At 47.5% G+C, this 23,904-nt stretch carries 19 protein-coding genes; 4 read left to right on the forward strand and 15 right to left on the reverse strand.

Annotation, left to right across the window (positions count from 1 at the left end; genetic code table 11):
- Positions 1-27: 27 nt before the first annotated feature.
- Positions 28-588 (forward strand): IS630 family transposase, encoded by a 561-nt coding sequence (locus tag QUA24_RS14340; RefSeq protein ID WP_333230467.1) that lies wholly within the window; start codon positions 28-30, stop codon positions 586-588.
- Between the two features lie 313 nt (positions 589-901).
- Here the strand turns inward: QUA24_RS14340 and QUA24_RS14345 are convergent, their stop codons facing one another.
- The 9 genes from QUA24_RS14345 to QUA24_RS14385 form a co-directional block, all read right to left on the reverse strand.
- Entirely contained in the window at positions 902-1,567 is a 666-nt protein-coding gene (locus tag QUA24_RS14345) for a Na(+)/H(+) antiporter subunit B (RefSeq protein ID WP_333230468.1), read from the reverse strand.
- Positions 1,567-2,154, reverse strand: a complete 588-nt coding sequence (locus tag QUA24_RS14350; protein WP_333230469.1) for a DUF4040 domain-containing protein — start codon at positions 2,152-2,154, stop codon at positions 1,567-1,569. The genes QUA24_RS14345 and QUA24_RS14350 overlap by 1 nt, the downstream gene beginning before the upstream one ends.
- Entirely contained in the window at positions 2,144-2,431 is a 288-nt protein-coding gene (locus tag QUA24_RS14355) for a monovalent cation/H(+) antiporter subunit G (RefSeq protein ID WP_333230470.1), read from the reverse strand. The genes QUA24_RS14350 and QUA24_RS14355 overlap by 11 nt, the downstream gene beginning before the upstream one ends.
- Positions 2,428-2,658, reverse strand: a complete 231-nt coding sequence (locus tag QUA24_RS14360; protein ID WP_041622563.1) for a hypothetical protein — start codon at positions 2,656-2,658, stop codon at positions 2,428-2,430. The genes QUA24_RS14355 and QUA24_RS14360 overlap by 4 nt, the downstream gene beginning before the upstream one ends.
- 145 nt (positions 2,659-2,803) lie before the next feature.
- Positions 2,804-3,187, reverse strand: coding sequence for a Na+/H+ antiporter subunit E (locus QUA24_RS14365; RefSeq protein ID WP_333230471.1), 384 nt, complete (start codon positions 3,185-3,187; stop codon positions 2,804-2,806).
- Complete coding sequence (locus QUA24_RS14370; protein WP_333230472.1) at positions 3,184-4,614, reverse strand: cation:proton antiporter; 1,431 nt, start codon at positions 4,612-4,614, stop codon at positions 3,184-3,186. Before QUA24_RS14370 ends, QUA24_RS14365 begins: the two co-directional genes overlap by 4 nt.
- A complete protein-coding gene (locus tag QUA24_RS14375) occupies positions 4,611-4,946 on the reverse strand; it encodes a cation:proton antiporter subunit C (RefSeq protein WP_015176833.1) in 336 nt (111 codons plus the stop codon). Before QUA24_RS14375 ends, QUA24_RS14370 begins: the two co-directional genes overlap by 4 nt.
- A gap of 353 nt (positions 4,947-5,299) precedes the next feature.
- Complete coding sequence (locus QUA24_RS14380) at positions 5,300-6,565, reverse strand: ABC transporter permease (RefSeq protein ID WP_333230473.1); 1,266 nt, start codon at positions 6,563-6,565, stop codon at positions 5,300-5,302.
- Between the two features lie 362 nt (positions 6,566-6,927).
- Positions 6,928-8,748 (reverse strand): efflux RND transporter periplasmic adaptor subunit, encoded by a 1,821-nt coding sequence (locus tag QUA24_RS14385; protein WP_333230474.1) that lies wholly within the window; start codon positions 8,746-8,748, stop codon positions 6,928-6,930.
- 625 nt (positions 8,749-9,373) lie between these two features.
- Here QUA24_RS14385 and QUA24_RS14390 point away from each other — a divergent pair.
- Positions 9,374-11,677 carry a patatin-like phospholipase family protein gene (locus QUA24_RS14390; protein ID WP_333230475.1) on the forward strand — a complete coding sequence of 768 codons (2,304 nt, stop codon included), beginning with the start codon at positions 9,374-9,376 and terminating at the stop codon, positions 11,675-11,677.
- A gap of 244 nt (positions 11,678-11,921) precedes the next feature.
- Here the strand turns inward: QUA24_RS14390 and QUA24_RS14395 are convergent, their stop codons facing one another.
- The 3 genes from QUA24_RS14395 to QUA24_RS14405 form a co-directional block, all read right to left on the reverse strand.
- Positions 11,922-12,110 (reverse strand): hypothetical protein, encoded by a 189-nt coding sequence (locus QUA24_RS14395; protein ID WP_333230476.1) that lies wholly within the window; start codon positions 12,108-12,110, stop codon positions 11,922-11,924.
- A 7-nt stretch (positions 12,111-12,117) separates the two neighbouring features.
- Positions 12,118-13,386, reverse strand: coding sequence for a pitrilysin family protein (locus QUA24_RS14400; RefSeq protein ID WP_333230477.1), 1,269 nt, complete (start codon positions 13,384-13,386; stop codon positions 12,118-12,120).
- Positions 13,387-13,642: 256 nt separating this feature from the next.
- Positions 13,643-14,908, reverse strand: a complete 1,266-nt coding sequence (locus tag QUA24_RS14405; protein ID WP_333230478.1) for a pitrilysin family protein — start codon at positions 14,906-14,908, stop codon at positions 13,643-13,645.
- A 378-nt stretch (positions 14,909-15,286) separates the two neighbouring features.
- On the opposite strand from QUA24_RS14405, the gene QUA24_RS14410 reads away from it, so the two are divergent.
- Complete coding sequence (locus tag QUA24_RS14410) at positions 15,287-16,315, forward strand: hemerythrin domain-containing protein (RefSeq protein WP_333230479.1); 1,029 nt, start codon at positions 15,287-15,289, stop codon at positions 16,313-16,315.
- A gap of 240 nt (positions 16,316-16,555) precedes the next feature.
- On the opposite strand, the gene QUA24_RS14415 is transcribed toward QUA24_RS14410, so the two are convergent.
- From QUA24_RS14415 to QUA24_RS14425, 3 genes are all read right to left on the reverse strand, one after another.
- A complete protein-coding gene (locus QUA24_RS14415; protein WP_333230480.1) occupies positions 16,556-17,416 on the reverse strand; it encodes an SDR family oxidoreductase in 861 nt (286 codons plus the stop codon).
- A gap of 398 nt (positions 17,417-17,814) precedes the next feature.
- Positions 17,815-20,247, reverse strand: coding sequence for an SdrD B-like domain-containing protein (locus tag QUA24_RS14420; protein WP_333230481.1), 2,433 nt, complete (start codon positions 20,245-20,247; stop codon positions 17,815-17,817).
- Between the two features lie 542 nt (positions 20,248-20,789).
- Positions 20,790-22,709 carry an SdrD B-like domain-containing protein gene (locus QUA24_RS14425; RefSeq protein WP_333230482.1) on the reverse strand — a complete coding sequence of 640 codons (1,920 nt, stop codon included), beginning with the start codon at positions 22,707-22,709 and terminating at the stop codon, positions 20,790-20,792.
- A 239-nt stretch (positions 22,710-22,948) separates the two neighbouring features.
- On the opposite strand from QUA24_RS14425, the gene QUA24_RS14430 reads away from it, so the two are divergent.
- Entirely contained in the window at positions 22,949-23,626 is a 678-nt protein-coding gene (locus tag QUA24_RS14430) for a peptidoglycan-binding protein (RefSeq protein WP_333230483.1), read from the forward strand.
- The last annotated feature ends 278 nt before the right edge of the window (positions 23,627-23,904 follow it).

Genomic DNA, 23,904 nt, shown 5'->3' on the forward strand with positions numbered 1-23,904 from the left:
TTTTAAAAAAACATCGTCCCAGCAGTCTTGACGTTTCAAAAATTTTTTGGTAAGGGTAAACGGCTACGATATTTGTGTCAAGATGAAACCCGTTTGGGACTCAAAACGTTGACGGGAAAAGTAATTACAGCCCGGGGGGTAAAACCAGTTGCTCCCATACTGTGGAAGCGTGAAAATTTTTGGTTGTATGGGGTAGTCGAACCCATGAGTGGCTGGCATTTTTGCCAAGAATATGCCCATCTTAATGGAGAAGATTTCCAGCAATTTATTGACGCTCTTTCTCTACAATTAGGTGAAGATATTGCCCTGATTCAAATGGACCGAGCGGGTGCTCATATCACTAATGAACTGTCATGGCCAGAAAATTTAATTCCTGTCTGTCAGCCCTCACATAGTCCAGAACTTAATCCAATTGAACGGGTCTGGGAATATATCAAACAGCAACTTGTTGGAGAGGTTTTTACAACTCTTGGGCAACTACGAGAGCGCTTGCAACAAGTTCTTGAAAACATCACTACTGAGCAAATCAGTTCGTTGTCATCTTACAATTTTATTCTTGAAGCTTTATTCTATGCAGCTTCATATTAAATTGGTATAAGCTGCTATCTGGTAGATTGGGAATTTTTAACCGCTGATGCACGCAGATAAACGCAGATGAGTACACAGGAATTACTTATCAAAAGCAAAGAAACCGGGTTTTTGGCAAATTCTGCGGGTGTAACGCGTCTTTTCAGCAAAAAAACCCGGTTTCTGACTACTCGTGCGTCAGCCTTATAAACGTAAAATATCGTTTACGGTTGTTGCTGAATTATTAAACCGCAGAGAACACAGAGGACACAGAGTCAGAGAATGAGAGAGATGAATAATTTGGATGTCAATGGATTTGAGCGAGGAACATTTGTCATAGCAATCCGCGATAGCGAATAAACACCAACAGCACCGCCCACGATCCTAATGCGACTTTGACTGCAACCAGGATATTGAGCAAGGGGAGAATGCCACCGCTGAAAAGTTTGCCTAACTCTCCGTGCGGTAACTCATATCCTGACAGAGTGATAACGGACAATACAATGAAAACAAGTACCGAAACTTTCTCCAAAGTCGCGGCGTGCCAGCGCTGGTAGATTTCTTGCATCCACTGCGGTGATGAGGTAATCGCCACCAAGCCGATCGCAGTTCCCCCCGCTACACCCGCAGCAAAACCACCGCCTGGACTTAAATGCCCGCGAATTGCTAGTTCGATACCCACCAAGGCGGCAATCGTCGCTCCTAATCGCGCCAAAATAATCGATGGTTGATCGGTAAACTGATATATGGCGCAGGACGGCTTTTCATTGGCTAGCATGAAACTTGCACCCAAGATGGCGATCGTAAATACCACAACTTCAAAGATCGTGTCGTACAGCCGATTTCGTAAAATGATACCGGAAACCGCATTGGATACTCCACTATCTTGAACAACCAATTCGACGATCGAACTTTGCTGCGATAAGTCCATTGTTGGATTGGCGATTAGCAGCATTTTGACAAACAGCGCTATCCCTGATAAAAAGTAAACCCACTTCATCAATGTTTGTCCTCTACGTCTGGTGTATTTACATAGGTTAGGGTTGTCCCTGGTGATGAAAGTTCGGTTTGCATGATGTCGTAGACACGCCGAACTCTGATTGCGGTGTTATAAAGTTGCGCTTCGCCGCTGTGTTCTAGTTGGTCTTCTGGGGAACAAGCTGCATGAACTTCTTTTTCCATCAGCGCCCGCTGCAATGCCTGTGCACTCGCATAGGGAACCAGTTCCAGGCGCATATGGCGTTTCTGAAAAACTGTGCGGATGTCATCTATCAGTTGCTTAAAATGACCTGCGATTTTGTCGTTTGGTATAGCATCGCCCTCTGTCCCGTCTTCGATGACACCCAGACGCAGCACGAGGGATGAACGCACCGTCACTGCATAAAGTGTAATCGCGAGTAGAGTACCCATCAAGGCTTCGGTCAAGCCCACATCCCCCGCGCCTAAAATTGTATACACCAAGGCGGCGATCGCTCCCAATACCCCCCGCAGTAGCAATGCGTGGTATGGATTGACCTGAAATACCACCATACCAGCAGCTAAGGGTAGCAGAGCGACGAGGACATAAATGTAGCTATTATCGTTCATAGTTACTCCCTGTTTTGGAACAATAAGCCAACACATATCCCAGCATTGTGTTCCAGGTTGCTAAGCAAATGATCGCCAGAATCAGCAGGGGCCATTTACTGGGTATTTGCAGCAGCAATCCGACGACGATCGCGATCGAACCCAGCGTATCTGATACCGAAAGACTGTGCAGTTTATATAAAACCGATCGCTTCCCAAGTAGGAAAGAAGTACCCCAAAACCAGAAAAAAATCCCTATACCGATGCAGGTATAGCTCAATACATCTATTACGATCATGCTTCACTGATACGTTTGATTATATGTGCCAACAACATCAATCCAGCATTACCCACGCTGAGGATAATCGCCGCCACCACACCGATCATCCAATCATCGCGCCAGACGGATATGACGAGAGCGATGATTGCCGCCTTGGTCGAAATACTGGCAAACGCCAACATTGTCTGCCAGATATCATGATCTTTCCATACCTCGTACATGGGTATGAGCAGAGCCAAAATCATGGCAATTAAAATCAAGTTGTTTAAGTTGTTCAATTGTGTGCACTCCTGATTTTTCTTACTTACCTAAATCGGAATTATTCATTTCTCTCTTCTCTTCTCTGACTCGGCGCCAAAAGCGGTTAAATCATTCAGAAACAAACTTGAACTAGGTGTTTGATGTCCGTCGCACTCGGTGTACTTCGTAAAAACCCTCTTCGTGATATTTCACAACAATCGTCTTGGGAGTAAAAGTGATCAGGAAGACATCTAGGAAGATCAGCAAGGGCGATCGATGGTTTGGCACTTTTTCCATGATCACATCTTCGTGCCTATGGGGACGGAGGATGAGTTCAAATGCTTCTAAATAAGCTATCGGAATCGCCATGAAGATTTTACCCAACACTCCCAACCATTCCCTCAAAGGTTCCGGGGGTGCGTAGCTGCGCGGCAACAGGAAAGCAATGATGAAGCCGATCGCAATATTTGCCAAACTAAAATCGGCAGTAAGTAGAAACCAGATCGTCAGTCTTAATATTAGCTGTCCAATCATGTTGGTAATGCCATCCAGAATAGTAGGAGCGAAATCAAGCTCATAAAGCCGACCAAATGATCGAATTGTTCAAGCATACGTGGCAGTTTGATTACTGTGCGTTGAAAAATTAGAAAATAGGCTAACCAACCAACGCCGATGATGGCGATTGCCTTAAGCATACTTTCCAGCGTATAAGCCTGAAGATCAAAAGCATTGGCTCCAATCAGCCCAGCTAGCAACAGCAACACCGCAGGCCAAAAACCGGGTTTGGCTGCTGTTTGTCCGCCACGGGGTAGAAAGATGAATTTAGCAAAAGAGATTGCTGTTCCGACTGCTGCGACATTCATCGCGATCGCTTGCCAGGAGCCCAAATTCTTCACCGTTAACGTCTTTGCCCCAAAGCCAACCAACATGGGAAAGCCAGAGATTGATAAGCTAGCTATGACTAAGGCAATCCAGATATTGGTATTGATCGGCTTCTGTTTCAATTCTTTCAGATTACGACTCGGTAACGATCCTGCAATCAGAAACAGCGACGATTTGACCAAACCGTGGGCCAGCGCATAAAACCCACCGACGGACGGTGCAGCGAGGATAAAGCCCAACTGCGAAACCGTGTGAAAAGCCAACATCCGTTTGCTATCTTTTTCTAAAACGGCATAGAACACGCCCAGCAGCGCCGTCCCGACGCCAAAGATTTGGACGATGGGTGCCACCTCCTCCACCATCAGCGCACAGCGCACGAGGGGATATACCCCCGCTTTGACCACAATCCCTGACAGCAAAGCCGACACAGGCGTTTCTGCTTCCGAGTGAGTTAACGGTAGCCATAACCCCGATACAAACACACCTCCCTTAACCAAGAGTCCCATAAAGATCAGAGCGATCGCCTCTGGGGGCGCTGCACCCAAGCCGGCAAAACTAAACGAATTACTTGCCTTATAAACCAGCACGGCACCGACTAGATAAAACAGCATTGCCGTGTTGCTAATAAATAGATAGCGCAAAGCCACCCAAATCGAGCGATCGGTGCGAGGATACGCAATCAAGAGAAAAGCCGCAATGCCGCTGACCTCTAACGCCACATATAAACTGATAAAGTCACTAGAGACAAAGGCCGCATTCAGGCTGCCATGCACCATCAGAATCTGTGCATAAAAAAATGCAGTCTTATCTGTGGGCCAACAGTAGATAATCACCGCTGCTGTGACTAAGGCATTGGTTAAGATGAAAAAGCCGCTCAAGCGATCAACTAACAACGTGACACTGAAATTATCCAGTAACTCCAGCGTCACCGCTGACGGCATAACAAAAAGCTGGAACGCATAGGCAGCGGACGCGATCGCTCCGAATATTGCTAGATACTTGTCAAACTTCGGAATCAAATAAATACTAAACCCGACAAAAAACGGGAGTGCAATCCAGGCTAGCGTCAGGGTATTCATGGGGTATTATTCATCTCGATTTCGTTACTTTCTAATGTCGGATTATCTCGTGCCAGCTTCATCACACTCACCAGCATTAAAGCCTGAATCGAAAAGCCGATCACGATCGCCGTTAATATCACCGCCTGGGGAACCGGATCGGCGTAAGCGACATTTTTCCCCTTTGAAATAATGGGTGTCAGCCAGCCTTCTCGCGATGCCACCACCACGTAATAGGCTATAACCCCTGTACTCATGACATCCATACAGACGATTTTCATGATCAGGTTCTTTTTAAAGATGATACCAAAAAATCCGCAAAATACTGTTGCCAATACCAATGCTTCTAACATGGAAATTGCGTGTTGGATAAGGGGTTTTTGTTATTATATTTGAATTAGCGTATATTATTTCTAATGGGACTTAGACATTTTCTAGTCCCTAAAAGACCTGAAAAGCTGTCTAGGTAAGGGAAAGAGTTTTATGCCCCGTCAGAGCTGAAACCCTTGTCAGTGCTGGACTATCCCAATTCAAGCTCAAACCGTTTACCTGTCTGGGTTTGCAGCAATTTTTGACCGGATTTTTGTCTAAGTCCCGTTAGCGAATCTGTGGCCCACAAGGAAGTCCGATCGTCCATCTTTCCCCGGTTTCTGACCACTCGTTCGTCCAGGAGTGTTCAATTTAACTGGGGCGAACTTCACTAACTTCAATCATTCCGCAAAGCTGCGATCGGATCTAACCGAGCCGCATTCCGAGCCGGCAATACTCCAGCTAACAACCCGACGGTAAAAGACAGGCCAAAACCCGCTGCGATAGACCATACAGAAACCACAAACGGAAATTTGAACGCTGTCGAAGCCCCAAAGGCGATCGCAACTCCCAACCCAATACCCGCCGTTCCCCCCACCGTGGAAACTAAAATAGATTCCGCCATAAATTGAATTAGAATTGCTGCATTAGTAGCACCTACCGCTTTGCGAATCCCGATTTCCTTAGTGCGTTCCACAACAGACACCAACATAATATTAGCAATACCGATGCCGCCAACCACCAAAGAAATTCCGGCGATCGCTCCCACCATAACCGTAAATAAACCGATCACATTGCTAAAAGTATTGACTATTTCAGCTTGATTGACAACTCGAAAATCATCCGGTTGTGGCGGATAAATATTGTGGCGCAAGCGCATGATATTTTCCACTTGAAATTGAGCATCCGCTAAATCCGCTTCGCCGGCAGTTTCCAACCAAAAACCCGATATCGCAATCCCCGCTAAAGAATTTCTCCCCACAATCCGCGAAGACATATTTTTGAGGGGAATATACACTCTATCGTCCTGATCAGTCCCCCCTACAGACCCCTTGCTTTCCATCACTCCAATGACCTTGTAGCGGTTTCCCTGAATGCGAATATCGGAGGACAGCGCATTAACTCCGGCTCCAAAAAGTTCGTCCCGCACCTTAGAACCGAGGACAACTACTGGCTCAGCAGCATTCAATTCATCCTCGTTAAAAAACCGTCCTTCTTGGGGTTGAATGTTCTTTACATCTGGATAGTTTAAATCCGTTCCCAAAATAGCAGTAAATGAATTTTGTCCGCCGTAAACGACTTGCACTTGGCGCTGCAAATAAGCCGAAATTGCCTTAACTGCGGGAGCTTGTTTGCCGATCACCCTAGCGTCATCCCAAGTCAGGGTAGTAGCAGAACCGCTTCCCTGACTGACACCGCCCGATCGCGAAGCACCGGATAACACCAACAGCACATTTGTACCCAAAGCCTTTAACTGTTCTTCAGTTGATTTTTGTACACCCTGTCCCACCGAAGTAATAGCAATTACCGAAGATATCCCAATAATTACGCCCAGCATAGTTAAACTGGTACGCAACTTATTATTCCACAGCGCCTCTGTCGCCATGAACGCAATTTGAACATTAGAGATTTTGTTGGTGCGGGGGCGAGTCTGTAATTTCATTTGGTAATAAGTAATAGGTAATAGGTAATAGGTAATAGGTAATTGTCAAGCACTAATACCAGGCACGATCCGCCGGGGGTTGAAACCCCCGTCTCATAGCTAAAGTCGGTTGAAACCGACTGAAAATTCGTCTGAAACTGATGTAGCCGGAAATGATATGATTTGTGGCACGATCCGCCGGGAGTTGAAACCCCCGTCTCATAGCTAAAGTCGGTTGAAACCGACTGAAAATTCGTCTGAAACTGATGTATATCAACTAACTCTTCAGTCCTCTTTCAGAGGACTTTCGCTATGAGACAGGGATTTCAATCCCTGGCGGACTCTGCGACGAACCAACTAGCCCCGACTGCGCGAAATAACTACTAACGCAAGCGCGTTCCCCCACCAGGTTGCAAACCCGGAATCCCGCCCGACGATGGATTTTGGGATCTAGGCCGCAATCCGGGGGGTAAACTAAGCAGCACTTTTTCATCTCCTTTCAAACCAGATCGCACTTCAGTCTTATCATCCACCGTCATACCAGTCTTAATCGGCATAAAAGCAGGTTTACCATCTTCTCCACCGGGAACAAAAACCCCCGTTTCCCTTTGTTGACGGACAATTGCCGCAGTCGGAACTACCAAAACATTTTTGAGTTCACCAGCCTTAAATTCCACATTCACATTCATGCCCGATCGCAGCATTTGTTTATCATCATTAATAATTGCCGCTTTAACCTCAAAACTTGTCACATTTTGCTGGACGATCGACTGAGGCGAAATTTGAGTGATTTTACCTGCAAAAGTCTTTCCCGCAAAAGCATCGGCTTGGATAGACGCAGCCTGGCCCATCTGAATCTGAGAAATATTAGTTTCTGCTACGTTTGCGACTAATTGATTTTTTGAAGCTAAGGACAAAATTGAAGAAGAAGTTGCCGAAGAAACCGCACTACCTGCCGTAGTGGGAGTCACAAAAGCGCCCGGATCGGCGTACTTGCGGGTGACAGTGCCGGTGAAAGGAGCCCGCAGCACAGTGTCGTCGATCAGCGCTTGAACGCTTTGCAAGCTGCCTCTAGCGGCGAGAACTTGGGCGCGGGCTTGGGCGATGTCTTCCGGGCGAGAACCCGCTTCTAGCAGCGCCAAAGCTTGCTGTTTTTGCTCCACAGCAGCCTGCCCCGCAGCGATGTCTTCCGAGCGTGCGCCGGATCGCGCCAGGGCCAAAGCTTGCCGTTTTTGCTCCACAGCAGCCCGCCCTGCTGCGATGTCTTCCGGGCGTGCGCCCGATCGTGCCAGGGTCAAAGCTTGCCGTTTTTGCTCGACTGCAGCCCGCGCCGAAGCGATTTCTTCGGGGCGAGTACCCGCTTGCAGCAAAGCTACAGCTTGTTCGGCTTGCCTGACTTGCGTTTGAGCTCGATCGCGCGCGGTCCGGGAGTTGTTGACAACTTGCAAAGCAATGGCTCCGGCATTATAGAGTTCCTGATTTCTCTGAAAGTCTTCCTCTGCTTGGTTTTTCGCGTATTCGGCATCTCTGAATTTGGCGATGGCTTGGGCGATGTCTTCAGGCCGATTGCCCCTGAGCAATTTTTGTAAATTTGCCTGTTGTTCTGCTAACGCTGCCTCGGCTACGGCAATATCCTGGCTTCGATTGCCGTTGAGCAATTTTTGCAACGTTGCCTGTTGCTCAGCCACTTGTGCCTCAGCTACAGCAATGTCTTGGGTTCGATTGCCGTTGAGCAATTTTTCCAGACTTGCCTGTTGTTCTGCCAACACTGCCTTAGCCACAGCAATGTCCTGCGATCGAGTGCCGTTGAGCAATTTTTGCAGGTTTGCTTCCGCGGCTGCGAGTTGTCCGCGAGTTTGGGTAAGTTGCCCTTGGAGGTTGGAGTCGTCCATGTAGGCGAGAATCTGCCCTTGTTCAACTTTATCTCCTTCCTTGACAAGCAAACTTTTGAGCATTCCTGAAGTTTTGGGGCTGACGTTAACGGAACGTTCGGGCACTATTGTGCCGTTTGCCGAAATTGTAATCGGCAGGTTCACCCTTTCGACAGCAACAGTTTTTTCCTTGCGCCTGGTTTCGCGACTCGATTTGACTGTTAACTGGCTGTAAGCTGTGTAGCCGACTCCTGCAAGCAGGGATGTGGCCAGGAGTCCGCTAAGCCAGGGAGTCAGCTCTTTTTTTATCTGAAAGTGCTTTACTAAGTACATATAAATTAGACCTGATGGGTCTGTCTTGAATTTAGACCGATCGGGAACAGAAAAGGTTCAATTGAAGTCTGAGCGAGTTTTTGCGTTTGTGGTGGCGCCAAGTTACTAACAGTCCTGGACGACTAAAACATTACTCTAGAGAACCTCACCCTAAAATTGAGTCCACCTTGGGCACCCGCGAGCGTATCACACCACAAATTTTGGGATGAGTGAGCATTTTTGGCTGGCGATCGCGAAGCATAAATAATTGTTAACAATACTTCGGACAGTTTGTGATTCCCAGCCGTAGAATAAGGGTTTCAAGGCTCCCAGGCAAGTTCGCTGCCAACGAAAAATCGAGGGTTTCAGCCTAATAACTAAAAACAGTCCGGACTATTGATGCGATCGAGGTATAACAAATCATTGGAGCGGACAAACACCTATGATTTTAGTTAAGTTGAAGTTATCGGTGAGCGTAAAGCCTAAATAATTGTTAAGCGATCGATGCAGAACGAATCATTGGATCTGACAAAATCGCAATATTTGAGGTTTGAGTCAGAGGCGATCGTTTTCCGTTCAATTTAGCCATTAGGTTGCACTTATGTCAAGATAGAGATGTTCCCTTAAAGCCATTAGTTAGTGATATATGCTTGAAAGTGATAACAGAAATAAATTAATTAAAATAATTTCTAATTGGTTTGAAAACCAGCTTAAACCCATCGTGCAGTTTTTGATATATTTAAGAGTACCTCTGACAATTGCAGTGGTATCTTGGTATTTTTATACCCAGATCGATCAAACCATTGAGGTCTATCGTGTAATTGCTTTCGATAATAATGTAGCTCAGGCAGTTTTTTCTACAGTATTGGTTGTTTTTCTTTCACTTGGTGTGTGGTTCGCAGCACGTTTACTTGAGAAATGCTATGAAGCTCGTCTTCCTGACTTCTACAAGCCAAAATTTGATTGCTTATACAAAAATGCACCTCGTTTGCTAGGTACTATACCACTGGGTAGCCTTGCTTATGGCACTTGGGCTACCCAAAAAACATTGCAGAACTTATCAGATCCTACTCCCAAGATTTTTTTGCTAGTGTGGATGTTTAGCAATATAGTTTTATTAGGAATTTTATCTTATTTAATAATTAAACGTGTTGAACTTTTAAAAAACTCAAAGTACCTAGGTTCCTTTGCCTCTAGCCAAAAGGGTGAAGGTCTATTTGGTAAAAAATTTGAAAATGTATTTGTTAATATTTCCTGCTTTGTTTTTATTGTTTTATCTTTGCCTATGATCGTTGCAGCAAAAGATTCACATTTGTCTTTTGGTTTAGTTGCTGTTTTTCTGTTGCTCGTATTTTTTAATGTGGCGCTGTTTTCTTGGCAACCCACGATAAAATCACGAATTACAGTTGTTAGGACTTGTTCAATTTCTCTGCTGGCATCCCTAGCATTAGGGTTGATAATGCCTCCAACATTTCTTCCCGATCTGCTGGGATCAATTAGTGTGGTGGCAATATCATTGACGATTCTGGTGGTTGTTTTTTCAACAATTTACGACTGGGGTCTGCAAACCAAAATACCTGGGATTACGATTCTCATCGTGTTGATTGTTGTTTCTAGCAATTTTAATTTTAATGACAATCATCGCTTTCGACAATTTAGCAAACCCGAAAAGTCAGTCCTTCCAGCTTTAGAATCTAGTTTTCAGCAATGGTTAGCTAATCGCCCCGATCTCGATCAATTCTCAAATAAACCCTATCCTGTCTATATCGCTGCGGCTCAAGGTGGGGGTATCTATGCCGCTTATCATGCAGCAACAGCCTTCACAAAGCTAACAGAATATTTTCCAAGTTTTCCTCAGCATATATTTGCAATCAGTAGTGTTTCTGGCGGTAGCTTGGGGGCTTCTGCCTTTTCAAGTTTGGTGAAATTTGGTGGAATTAGTGGTAAATCCCTTAGCCAAACGGCTAGCAAACTGTTTAGCAGTGACTTGCTTACGCCCCTCCTAACGATGGGGCTATTCCCTGACCTGATTCAACGATTTATCTTTTTCCCAATATACGATTGGGATCGGGGAAGAGGTCTGGAAGTTGCGTTTGAAAAAGCTTGGGATAAGCTGTCTCTTCCAAATCAAGATAATCCCTTGCGGCAGTCTTTTTACCAACACTGGCAGCCCCAGGGCATCGCCCCTGCACTGGTTCTCAACACAACTGTTGTCGAAACTGGCGATCGCCTGGTGATCAGCCCCTTTCAGATTAACTTGCCCAACAAAGAAAATATTGCCATTGATGAACCCGATCTAGATTTGAAACTGAGTACAGCGGCTGGCCTCAGTGCTCGTTTTCCCTACTTCACCCCTGTAGGGTGGTACCAACGCAGTAAGGACAAAAGTAAATTGCATTTGGCTGATGGCGGTTATTTTGATAATTCTGGTATTCCTACCGCTTTGGACATTGGGCGGAGCTTACAGCGACTTAAGGGTTACGGAACAACCTTTGAAATTGTCTACCTATCATTAATTGATGGGCAATTTAACGAGCCTACAACTCAACTCAAGAGTGAAGGACTGAACGAGGTTTTATCGCCAGTTCGTGCCTTGTTTAGTGCGCGCAAGTCCCGCAGCCGCAGTGCTGTTGAGTTGTCTACGTTCACGGTCAATGATGGGATTGACGATCCACTCAAATATAAATTCAGAACCTTGTTCCTGAAAAAGTCAGGTGATGGAGTTAAGTTGCCTCTGGGTTGGCTCATCTCTAAACACTCAAGGGTATTTATCGATCAGCAGACACCTGACCCCAAAGCAAGACCCTGTGATATCAAAAAATTCCGACAAGCCATTGCAAAAGGTCGGGTGGTTATGGATGACAATCATAACCTTTGTGTGATCACATCGATTGGCGACGATTTGAGAATGACCCCAAAGCAAGACCCTGTGATACCAAAAAATTCCTAGAAGCCATTGCAAACGTTCAGGTGAGCAGGGATGACAATCCTAACCTTTGTGCGATCGCATTGATTGGCAACGATTTGAGTTAGATTAAGGTAATGTCTACCGATCTACACCTACTGTCTATTTAGCAAAGGCGGGATCGTGAAATCGTTAAGCTAACGGCGCAACCTAACAATTCGGTTGGAGGAGATTGTTGAAAGTCGCTGGTGGTGCTAGGAGTGCTATTTGCAACCGCTCAACCTGAACGTTATACCCGCAGCGAAAAGTTCATTGAGGTGGTCGGTTTCAGTTCTAGATAATGCCAGCAAGAATAGTTGGCTTTGTTGTTAAGTTTGGAAAAATTAAAAGCGATCGCAAACCACCAATAATTGTTAAGCGAAAAGTCTTTTAATCTGCGATCGCATCGATCGAACTTTTGAAAAGTTCGATCGCCCATTTCCTCCTCAACAAACAGCCACTACACCCAACTCTGTAATCGCCGCCTCCGGGCCCACCAAAGAAACATACGGTTCTACAAAATATTTCTTAGCAGCATCCCGCGCTTGTGAAGCTGTCACCTGTGCAATTTCTTCTTGAAATTGCTGGTCAAATTTAATTCCCAATCCCAAAATTTCGTACCAGCCTAAAACTTGGGCAATTTGCGAATTAGTTTGTTTTCCTAAAGCATATTGACCGAGCATTTTATTCTTGCAAGCTTGCAATTCTTCCTCGCTTAGTTCGATGTTGGCGAGTCGATCGACTTCTGCGCGCAATCCTTCAAAAGCAGTCGTCGTATTTTCCGGCGCCGTACCCATGTACACGACAAACTGAGCCGTGTCCAAGCGCGTCGCGTAGAGCGCGGAAACGTCGTAAGCCAAGCCCCGCTTTTCCCGCAATTCCACAAACAATCGGCTCGACAAACCGTTACCCAAATAAGTATTCAGCAACTTAATCGCTGCGTAGTCGGGATTTTTGACAGAGGGTGCGAGGTAGCCCAGCATAATCACTGATTGCTGCGTATATTGCGCTGTAACGACCGATTGAGGGGATGGTGATAAGGGGGGGACGGTTAAAGTTGGCAGGGGTGTTAAAGGCGCTTTCCAGTCCCCAAAAGTTCGATCGATCAGGGCGATCGCATCTTCGGTCGATATTCTGCCGGCTACAGAAATAACTACATTATCGGGACGAAAATAGGTTTTGTGGAACTGTTCGAGCTCGTTTCTGGTGAGCTTTGACATAGTAGCTTCCGTGCCCAAGGGAGAGAAAGCATAGGGATGTTCCTGGTACATCGCGTGCCGCAATTGCTCGAAGGCGATCGCAAATGGCTGTTCTTGTTGCGATCGAATTGCCGATATGGCAATGCGGCGTTCGAGTTCGACTTCAGCTTCCGGGAAATTCGGCGATCGCGTCAATTGCGCCGCCAACTCCAAAATCTCCTCAAAATCCGCAGAAACCGTCTTCAAACTCACTAAAAAATAGTCTGTAGTAGAGTCGGCACTCAACCTCGCTCCCACCGATTCTACACACTCGGCAATTTCCAGCGAAGACAGCCGATCGGTTCCCTTAGTCATTACCGCCGACAGCAAGTGACACAACCCTGCTTGTTCCGGCTGCACGTAGCGACTGCCGGCCCGCAGGAATATCCTAGCTGCAATAATATCTGCTGCTGGATTTTCTGCTGCTAAGACAACAATACCGTTGTCTAAAACCGTGCGCTGGATTTCATTTTTCATTGAATTATTTGTTAACTGTTGACTGTTGACTGTTGACTGTTGACTGTTGACTGTTGGCTGTTAGTCATGATTATTCGTAGGATGGGTAGAGCGTGAGCGTTACCGATCATCCGATTTGAGATTGGCGATTTGAGATTTTAGATTGAGGGACAAATCTCAAATTTCCAATTAATAGACTTGGGTTTCATGTCTCAACTCAACCTAGTTGCTGTTAACAGTGAACAGTCAACAGTGAACAGTGAACAGTCAACTATTATTAGATTGGTTTGAGTACCACTGCTGTATAGCGCCGAGGAGAGAGATATTGTTGAGCTAGGCGCTGGAGGTCTAATGGCCCAAATGCTTTAATCCTCGTGGGATAGCTAAGCGCTAATTCGGCACTGGCGATCGTATTGTAATATCCGTAAAGACCGGCTAGCTGTCCCGGCGTTTCGAGCGAGAAAGCAAAATCGTTGCACAGCAAACGCTGACAGCGGAGCAATTCTACCTCGGAAACTGGCTCAGACTGCAATTGCCAAAGTCGATCGCAAATCCGAGATTCCACCTGTTCGACATCCTTGGCGTCCAAGACTGCACTGATAGTAAATAAACTCGATTCCCGTTGCAGCGAGAAAGTGCTGTCGATCGCCTCTACCAATTGTAATTCTTCCCGCAATTCCCTGACTAAACGCGAAGTCCGCCCGTCTGCAAGCAACACCGACAGCAAATCCAAGCCGCAAGCACTTTGCAAGTGTTCAACTCCCGGGCCCGTCCAGGCCATCATCAGCCGCGCTTGTTCCAATCGCGGGAGGCTCAATTCCTGACGGCGAATTTCTATCAGTGGCGGTTCCGCCTCTGCGGTTAATTTGGGACAATCCCACCGATCCGAAAACTGCTCGAATGCTTTCCCCGTAACATCTCTGGCCTGTTGTTCATCAATTCCCCCGACTACCACCACAGTCATATTTTCCGGCTGATAGTGCGATCGGTGAAAACAGCGCATTTCATGGGGAGTTCGCGACATCAGCAGTTCTTCCGTGCCCAATACCGATCGCCTGTAGGGATGTCGCTGGTAAACTGTTTCCATCATGGCTTGGAAACCCAGCCAATCGGGATTGTCTTGAGCTTGGCGGATTTCTTCTAGCACCACATCTCGCTCGCGATCGAATTCCTGATCCGGAATCGAAGCCCGCAGCAGCAATTCTGCCAGTGGCTGCGCTGTTTCTGCTAAATAATCGGCCGCAGCGTTGACGAAAAAATGGGCGTAGTCGTGACTTGTAGCTGCGTTGGCGACACCGCCGCGATTTTCGATTACTTGGTCAAATTCTCCAGGGGCGATCGAATCCGTCCCTTTAAATATCATGTGTTCTAAAAAATGAGCCATTCCCGACCAAGAATCCGGCTCCAACGTAGCGCCAGCCCTCACCCACACGTCTAGCGCGACCACCGGTGTGGCCGAAATCCGCTGGTGAATGACCGTTAACCCATTATTCAGCTTCCAGACATTGGCTGGGAACTCTAAAGCAGTGAGCAGTTGAGACAAGCTAGTTATTCTTAAACTTTAGTTAACTTCGGCTGCAACTATGGTAGCGCTTTACAGCTCTGCGATCGGGATTAATTGATACAAAAGTCAGTTGTCAGGGGGCAGTTGGCAGTCGGCAGTTGGCAGTGGGCAGTTGGCAGTTGTCAGTTGGTAGTTGTCACTTAATAGTTGTCAGTGGTCAGTTGGCAGTTATTAAGGGTAATTTTTGCTTTTTTAAAAAACGACCTTAGCCTTAATTAACTATCATTTCTTGGTTTAAAAGTCAATAGGTTGCGCGGGATATTAATGAATCAGTCGGGAGAAAGAGGATGTTATCAGAATATATCAATAAATTAAGAGATGTAAGAACACTAAATACCTTGAGAGGAGAAACGACAGATGGTAGCTACCCTAGAAGATACCAAGCGCCAAGCGATCGCAACTAAATTAGCAGACATGAAAGCGCTGCAAAACCTGTTGATAGCCAACGAGCAATTGTTCATCAATTCCTGCAACGACTCCGAACTAGCCCAGCGCTTCCGGGATATGCTCGAAGACGATCGCAAAAACTTGGGCGTATTAGAAACTACGATCGTGCAATACGGCATTCAAACCGAGCCCAAAGAAACCAGCACAAAAATGATTGAAGAAGTTCAGAAACTCATGCAAGGTTCTGAACTCACCATGTTTGAAAAAGTCGCTCAGCACGAACTGCTCAAACACAAACAAACAATGGCCGGTTTGTTAATTCACAAAGCTGCTCAAGTAGTCGGTGCCGACATCGAAGCTGCCATTACCCCGCTCAACACAGTTAACTTTGAGAACCGCGCTCACCAAGAACAACTCAAAGGAGTTCTCGAAATTTTAGGCGTACGCGAGCTGACCGGCAAAGACCCCGACCAAGGCGTTTGGGCTCGCGTGCAAGATGCAATGGCAGCCATGACCGGCATCATCGGCGGTGCAGTTACCCGCAGCAAAGATGAGATGAACATCACCGAAATCATCTCAATGGATCACCGCAAAACCGATACCCTATTTATGGAAATCGCAAGCACCGACGATCCTCAAAAACTGCAAGAATTCTTCGGTCAACTTTACAAAGACCTCAGCGTTCACGCAGAAGCAGAAGAACAAGTTGTTTATCCCGCTGTTCGCAGCTACTACGGCAATACTCAAGAACTGTACAGCGAGCAAGCAGAAATGAAGCAGATGCTTGCCCAAATTAAGGCTCTCAACCCCACTTCTTCTGATTTCAAAGCCCAAATCAAACAGCTCCAAACAGCGGTTAAAGATCACGTTCGACAAGAAGAAAACGATATGTTCCCTCATATTCGCCGCAACCTGAGCGAAGCACAAATGGAACAAATGGCTACAGAATTCAAAGCAGCCAAAAGCACCATCCAGCAAGAAATGGCTAACCTGAGCTAATTCAGCAGTCACCTAATTACAACTCTAGCAAAACTAGAGAATAGTTAAACTGCAACCTATCAGTCCCGCTACCCACGTAGCGGGATTACTGTTTTTTTATAAAAAAACAATCTAAATAAACCCGCCCTAGGTAATGTGGTTGTGGGGGCGGGTTTATTTAGATTGTGAGTTATAGTCAGAGATTGTGGGTGAAAGTTCCCCCACAAAATGCGGTTATTTATATATTAACTCGCGCCAAATCTACCCGTTAATAACCGATCCGCCGTTGGGATGCAAAATTTGACCCGTCATGTAAGACGAATCTTTTGAAGCTAAAAACACGTAGCTGGGGGCAACTTCATCGGGTTGACCGGCGCGTCCCAACGCCGTGTCTGCACCAAATTTCTCCACTTTTTCTTCAGGGAAAGTTGCAGGAATTAGAGGCGTCCAAATCGGGCCGGGGGCGACTCCGTTGACGCGAATTCCTTTCTCAGCTAAACTTTGAGACAAAGACCGGGTAAAGGCAACAATTGCTCCTTTTGTGGAGGAATAATCTAATAATTGTTGATTGCCTTTGTAGGCGGTGACAGAGGTAGTGTTGATAATTGCACTTCCATCTTTGAGGTGTTTGAGAGCGGCTTTTGTGAGGTAAAACATTGAGAAAATGTTGGTGCGGAAGGTGCGCTCTAATTGTTCGGCGGTGATGTCTTCGATGCTTTCTTGGGGATGCTGTTCGGCGGCGTTGTTGACAAGGATGTCGAGGTGTCCGAATTCTTTAACTGTTTGTTCTACAAGGTTTTGACAGACGTTTTCGTCGCCGATGTCGCCGGCGATCGCAATACAGCGCCGGCCTTGTTGTTCGATCGCCTCTTTGGTTTTTTTGGCATCATCATCTTCGTTAAGATAGCTGATGACCACGTTAGCGCCTTCCTTGGCAAAGGCCATCGCCACTGCACGCCCGATACCGCTGTCTCCGCCAGTAATTAAGGCTACTTTGTCCCGCAATTTGTCGCTACCGCGATATCCCTCCGCGAAGGATTGAGGTTGCGGAGTCATTTGGGATTCAATACCGGGTTGCTGTTCTTGATGTTGAGCCGGATGGGTTTGTTGTTGAGTTGGCATAATATATTCCTCTAAGTTCTACCTCTATAAATAAAGGTTTTATTGAGGCGGGGAATCGGTCTTTTTGCCGATCGTCCTCTACGACTAAAGACAGTAATAAAAGAGATAAATAAACCCGTCAGCCGAGCCCATGATTGTGGCGGGCTGGTTTATATAAATTGTGAGTTTTCCTCAAACATTGTCTGTAAAACGCGCCCCTAGGAGCAGGGGGATATATTTGTTGTAGAGGCGGGTTTCACGAACAATATTTCCGGTAATTAGAGAAATTCATAAACCCGCCCCGCGAGCCTCTAATTATTGTCACAACAGCAAAAAGCACGCCAAAATATCATTTGACGTGCAGGTTAAACAAGCTAGTTGCTAATTGCTGAGTCTCAAACTAGAGACCCAACTTAAGATTAAAGAAGCGAATTCGTAGGACTAGGAGGAACGACGAACAATGATTCATCGAGACCATTCTCTTGTAAAAATGTTGCAATCAGAGCATTCGCCGAATTTTGCAAATCGTTGATGTCAACAAAGCTGCTAACAACTGGACTCTGATCTACTACAAAGTTGCCAAAATTGCTGACTGGTTGAGGGACTGAGCCGGGGACGGGCTTATTCAGCGGATCATTATCATCGGAGATGCTAGAAGCAGTCACCGTGCCGCCGGTCAGCCGATCGATGCTGTCAATAACCCTTTCTGGTTCCGTCGGTACTGGCGCCGGCACGATCGGCGTTACAAAAGTATTTGGCCCCGGTACCGAGAACGCAACAGGGTTAGGCCCGGTCGGAATCGGGTACGGGTTGGCAACGCCCGGAGCGTTGAAAACTTCCAAGAGCGAGTAGCTGCCCGGAGCTAAATTGGTGAACAGAACCTGGCCGTTAGCATCACTCCTCACCAGAGGCTCGCTAGCAGGATCGTAGCGGCCGTTCCGGTTGAAATCCAAGGTGAACGGGATGCCCTCCAAAGGAAATTCGCCCTCATCTCGAAGGCCGTTGCGGTTGTCGTCCCGGAATTTTTCTCCGAGATAGTTAAAGAACTGACCATTGCCCACCAAAGCACAAGTAAACGTTTGGTTTGCGCCCAGAACGATGTCCAGTGGTTGAGTAGTTTGGAAAGAATTGGAGGGCACAACTTCCCGGACTCGGTAAATACCGGGGGTCAAATTGCCAAACTCCCAGCGGCCGAACTGATCGCTGACGGTACTTGCTTCTCCAGCATCAAGGGCATCGTTACCGTTGCTGTCGAGGTAGATTGTGACCCCTGCGATCGGCGTTTCAAAGCCGTCTCGGTAGCCGTTGCCGTTCAAGTCTTGGAATTTGCACCCAGTGATGCGGCTGTTGGGGGTGTTGCCAAAGACAACGTTGGCATCTTGAGTGCTGAGGTTGAACTGCACCCGATCCGGAGTAGTAGGACTAAAACCAGCTTGCGGCACTTCCCGAACTACATAATTGCCCGGTTCCAGGTTGGTGAAAGCACCGCGCCCGTTGGCATCAGTTACTAACGACTGTTCCCCTGTGTCGAGGGCGCCGTTGTCGTTGGCATCAAGGTACACCGTGATGCCGGGAATGCCCACTTCCTGTAGAGTGTTGGCCGGTTCGTAACGACCGTTAGCGTTCTGATCGTTGTATTTGAAGACCGTGATGTTGGGGCGCGTATTCCCGACAGCACCGCTACCTGGATTTACCAAAATCGGGGTGAAGAAGACTGCGGGTTCCGGGTTTACGGGGGGGAAGGGGGGCGGAAAGTTCGCCGCAACGACCCGCTGGCCGCCTGCAACTGTTGGATCTGCCACTATGAAAGGCAGTGTTCCCTGCTGTCGCGATTGGGGTCCGGGGGCTGTGACTTCTACCGGGTTCTGGGTAGTTGCAATTGGCGGCTGGTTGGGTATGAATGTTTCAAAGGTTTCCAATACTGAGTAGCTGCCAGCCTTCAAATCTCTGAAGGTAGCTCTACCATCAGCGCCAGTTAACAGTCGCGGTTCGCCCGCGTCTGTCCTGCCGTTCCGGTTCAAATCGAGGATGAACGGGATGCCCTCGAGGGCAACTTCGCCGGAGTCTTGTATGCCGTTGGCGTTGTTGTCCCGGAATTTGAAGATCGGGATTTCGTACAAAGGAGTGTTGCCCACTTGAGCGCAGGCCCAGATTTCGCCCTGGCCAAGGTTAATGTCAAGCAGGGAGATACTGCCGGGGGGGGTGCTTTGGGGAAAATCTCTTTCTAAAGGTTCAGTGCCCGGCCCGTTGGCTCGCTCTTCCCGAATCCGGTATAGCCCTGCCTGCAAACCGGTGAATCGGTACTCGCCGTTTCTATCAGTTAAGGTACTGGTGTCCCCTGCATCTAGCTGACCGTTGTTGTTGGCATCGATATAGATTCTGACGTTTTCCATCGGGGGTTCACTCCCGTCTCGAAAGCCGTCGTTATCTACGTCGAGGTATTTGCAGCCAATAATCTGACCGTCACCTGTAGCATTACCGAACAACACTGTGGCATTAATGCCCGCGAGGGTAACGACGACTGGGTTGGGAGTTGTCGGGCTGAAACTGGGTGGCGAGATTTCCCTGACAGTATAGGTGCCTGGAAGCAAGCCTGGAAATACGAAGTTTCCGCTGGCGTTTGTCAACGTCGAGGGTTCACCTGGCTCGACAGTGCCGTTGTTATTGGTGTCAATAAAGATTTGGACGTTGGGGAGTCCCGGTTCGCCTGCATCTCGAATGGCGTTGCGGTTGATGTCGTTGAACTTTGTACCCTGGATACCCGCAGGAGCGTTGCCAAAATTGATGGTTGGCGGTAGCTGTATTTGGGGTAATACAGGAAGTACCTGACTAGCTATTCTTTCTTCTGTCATGATTTTCTTTTCCTTCACACCTAAATCTACGTAAGCTACAGGCTACTGTATCACTTTGTCAATCAGCAGTTAGCTGCTAGCGACTGACGATCGCTACTCAATCATACATACGTCTACGTTGCTCGAAGGTTCCTCATCTAACATCAGGCTTACTCCAGCTTTGTCGCACGAGATTATATCAGGTTTTGAATAGCTGTGGCAATTTGAGCGCAATATCTTCAAGATTTGCGCCCGGAGTTCTTCTGCCCGTGGACACTTGCTGTTTTGAGCTGGAACAACGTTAAAACTCACTGCACCTCGGTGACTTGAGCGACCATGCCACGAGGGCTATCGCACTTGGGGAATTGTCTGATAATTCCTAAAAACAGGTATGATACTGTCTCTGAATCTTGCTCCTCATATACAAGCCAGCTTTGGGCTTCCCGGAACTCTGGCTTGGCTTTGGAGGTTGCCAACAATAGGGTATCACGCGATCGCCCTTTAACCTCTTCCTGATTTTTATGTGCGGTTTGGGATTCCGGGCGATCGAGCTTTGTCTCACCCTACTTAACCGGGAAATTCCTCACACCCATCGGCACAAACCAGTCAGCTATCACCCCATTATCTAATTCATTGATATTGACACAATTACCAACTTGTGCATTAGGCTCCAGACCGACATTCTGTTGCCCAAAGTTAGGAATATTGCCTAAATTTGCAAAAAATCCATCACTCAAAAATTTACTAATTTGATCACTATCACGACCCTGGCTCAAAAGCAAGCTATCCGCCCCCATATTACCCACAGGTGCGGTTCTCATATAGCTGTTGGCATCAGTTAACGGGTCGCCTTTCCAGGATTTAGCCGACCTACCCTCAGCCTCTCCAGTCACGAAATCGATGCTGCTAGCCCCAATCTCTGCCGAGACAACAACCACCGCAGGCGGAGTCGTTTGAATGAAACCGGGCGGCGGAACTTCGCGGACAACATAACTACCTACCGGAACATTGCGGAAACTGTAATTGCCTTGAAGGTCGCTTAAGGTACTCGCTTCGCCCGGATCTAAACTGCTGTTGTTGTTGAGGTCGATGTAAATTTGAGTATTGGCGATCGGGGGTTCCCCAGGATCTAGGCGGCCGTTGGCGTTAAAATCGTTAAATTTCACACCGCTGATAGTGCCCGTTACCAACACGTTGCCAAAGCTGAGATTAGTGGCATTTGTGCCGTTGCCCACGGTAATCGGAGTCGGATTTGGCGTGGTTTGTTGAAAACCGGGCTGCGGGACTTCCCTCACCACATAGGTTCCTTGAGGCAAATTGATAAAAGAGAAATTACCTTCGGGGTTGGTTAAAGTCGAAGGTTCGCCCGGATCTAAACTGCCGTTGTTGTTGAAATCAAGGTAAATCGGCCAGTTGGCAACTCTCGGTTCCGTCGGTTCGTTGATACCGTTAGCGTTGAGATCGTTGAACTTGAAGCCGCTGATGCTGCCGGTAGGAAAATTGTTGCCGAAATTGACGCCGACAGCGTTGGTATTGCCGGTGATGTCGATCGGGCCTGGATTTGGCGTAGTCTGTACCCATCCCGGTTGCTGGGCTTCCCTCACCAAATATCGGCCAGGAGAAACATTGGCAAAAGTGTAGTTGCCTTGGGGGTTTGTGATGGTATTGGGTTCGCCCGGATCAAAGCTGCTGTTGCCGTTGAGGTCGAGGTAAATTGGCCAGTTAGCCAGAGGCGGGTCTGTCGCATCTCTGACGCTGTTGGCATTGAGGTCGTTGAACTTGACACCGCTGATGCTGCCGACAAAAAAGACATTGCCAAAATTGATGTTGTTGACAGTGGCGTTGGAAGTAACGTTAGCCGGGCCGGGGTCAGGTGTGGTTTGAAGAAAACCCGGTTGCTGGACTTCTCTCACCAAATATGTATCTGCGGGAATATTGACAAAAGCGTAATTGCCTTCACCGTTTGTAAAAGTAAAAGGTTCGTCGGCGTCGAGCCTGTTGTTGCGGTTGAGGTCGAGGTAAATTTGCCAGTTAGCTAGCCCTTGTTCCCCAGGATCTCGGCTGCTGTTGTTGTTGATGTCGTTGAATTTTGTGCCTGCGATCGTCCCTGCGTTAAAGTTGTTGCCAAAATTGATATTGCCAGCATTTGTGCCGCTGGTAATCGTGATGGGTGCGGGATTTGGGGTAGTTTGGCGAAAGTTCGGCTGCTGGACTTCCCTAACTTGGTAAGTGCCCGGTGGCAGGTTGGCGAAAATGTAGTTGCCTTGCGGATTTGTGAGGGTGGAAGGTTCGTTAAATTCTGGCTGGCCGTTGTTGTTGAGGTCGAGGTAGATTTGCCAGTTGGGAATGGGGACTTCTCCGGGATCAGGGAGGCCGTTGGCGTTAAAATCGTTGTATTTAGTGCCGCTGATGCTGCCGACTTGGAAGTTCCCGATGTTGACGTTGCCGATGTCTATTTGGCTGGCGGTTCTGAATTCGGACATGGTGTTGCTGGGGCCCAATGAACGCGGTTCAATGTTTTCTGTAGGGCAATCTAGCAGTTTTTTTGCCAATTGCAGCTATTTCAGGGGATAAATTATTTTTAGGAAAGGGAGGAGAGGGGAATCAGAAATGCCCTGTTTGGCCAATGCCCTGTTTGGCCAATGCCCTGTTTGGCCGATGCGTAAATTTTTTCCAGATTTGATGTACGATCGCTACCAGTTTTCCAGAGGTCGAATTCCCAATGTCCCAAAACTTGACAGCAAGCTGGAATAAAGCCCGCGAGGTTCCGAGTTTGCTCTTCGGCTGGAGTTTGTGCGGTTTATTGGCAATGAGCTCGATCGCCCCTACTCCTGCTGTCGCACAGCTACCTACCTCCAAAGAGAGTAACAGCAATAGCCCGATCGCTCAAACAGGTGCGATCGTCCGCCCCGCAATCAAATTGGGCAGCCGAGGGTCGGAAGTGATCGAACTCCAAGCTGCTCTTAAATTATTGGGCTTTTACCCTGACACTGTAGACGGGATTTTCTCACAAAGCACCGCTAGAGCTGTATCTCAGTTCCAGGAAGCAGCAGGTCTGCCTCCCGACGCCATAGTCGGTCAAGATACTTGGAACCGGCTGTTTCCTGCGACTCCTGGCACGATCGAAAACCCGATCGCCAACGATCCTGTAAATCCCGACAACTCAGAGATTAGCCCCGAAGCGCAGCCAACCAATTTTCCTGTTTTGAGAAGACGAATGCGCGGGGCGGCAGTCAGAGATTTGCAAGAACGGCTGCGGGCCAAAGGATTTTTGCGGGTGAGTGCTGACGGCGTTTTCGGCCCGGAAACTCAAGCTGCTGTCAAGGCGGCTCAGCGACAATATCAACTGCCAGCAGACGGCATTGTCGGCCGCGCAACTTGGGAAGCTCTGCTGCGTTGACAGCAAGCGAAAAGTGCCGGGTGTGCACGTTGGGGTATCGGGCGATCGTACAAATTGTTAATAATCGCTTTGGGAAGTATTTCTGCACGTCAAAAAGTGTCAAGTTTGGTAAACAAAGTGTTTTTATGCACGCAGTTGGTGTTAACTTAAAAACATGAGGGGCAAAACCAAGAAGCACAAAAAACTTGGATACAAAACTTGGAATTAGAGTATTTGTCCCGATCGCCTCTAGTTCGCAGGCAACGCCTGAACCGTTTAGCTTATTAGCAAAGAAAGGT

It is taken from the genome of Microcoleus sp. Pol12B5 (assembly GCF_036701335.1).
GTDB lineage: Bacteria > Cyanobacteriota > Cyanobacteriia > Cyanobacteriales > Microcoleaceae > Microcoleus.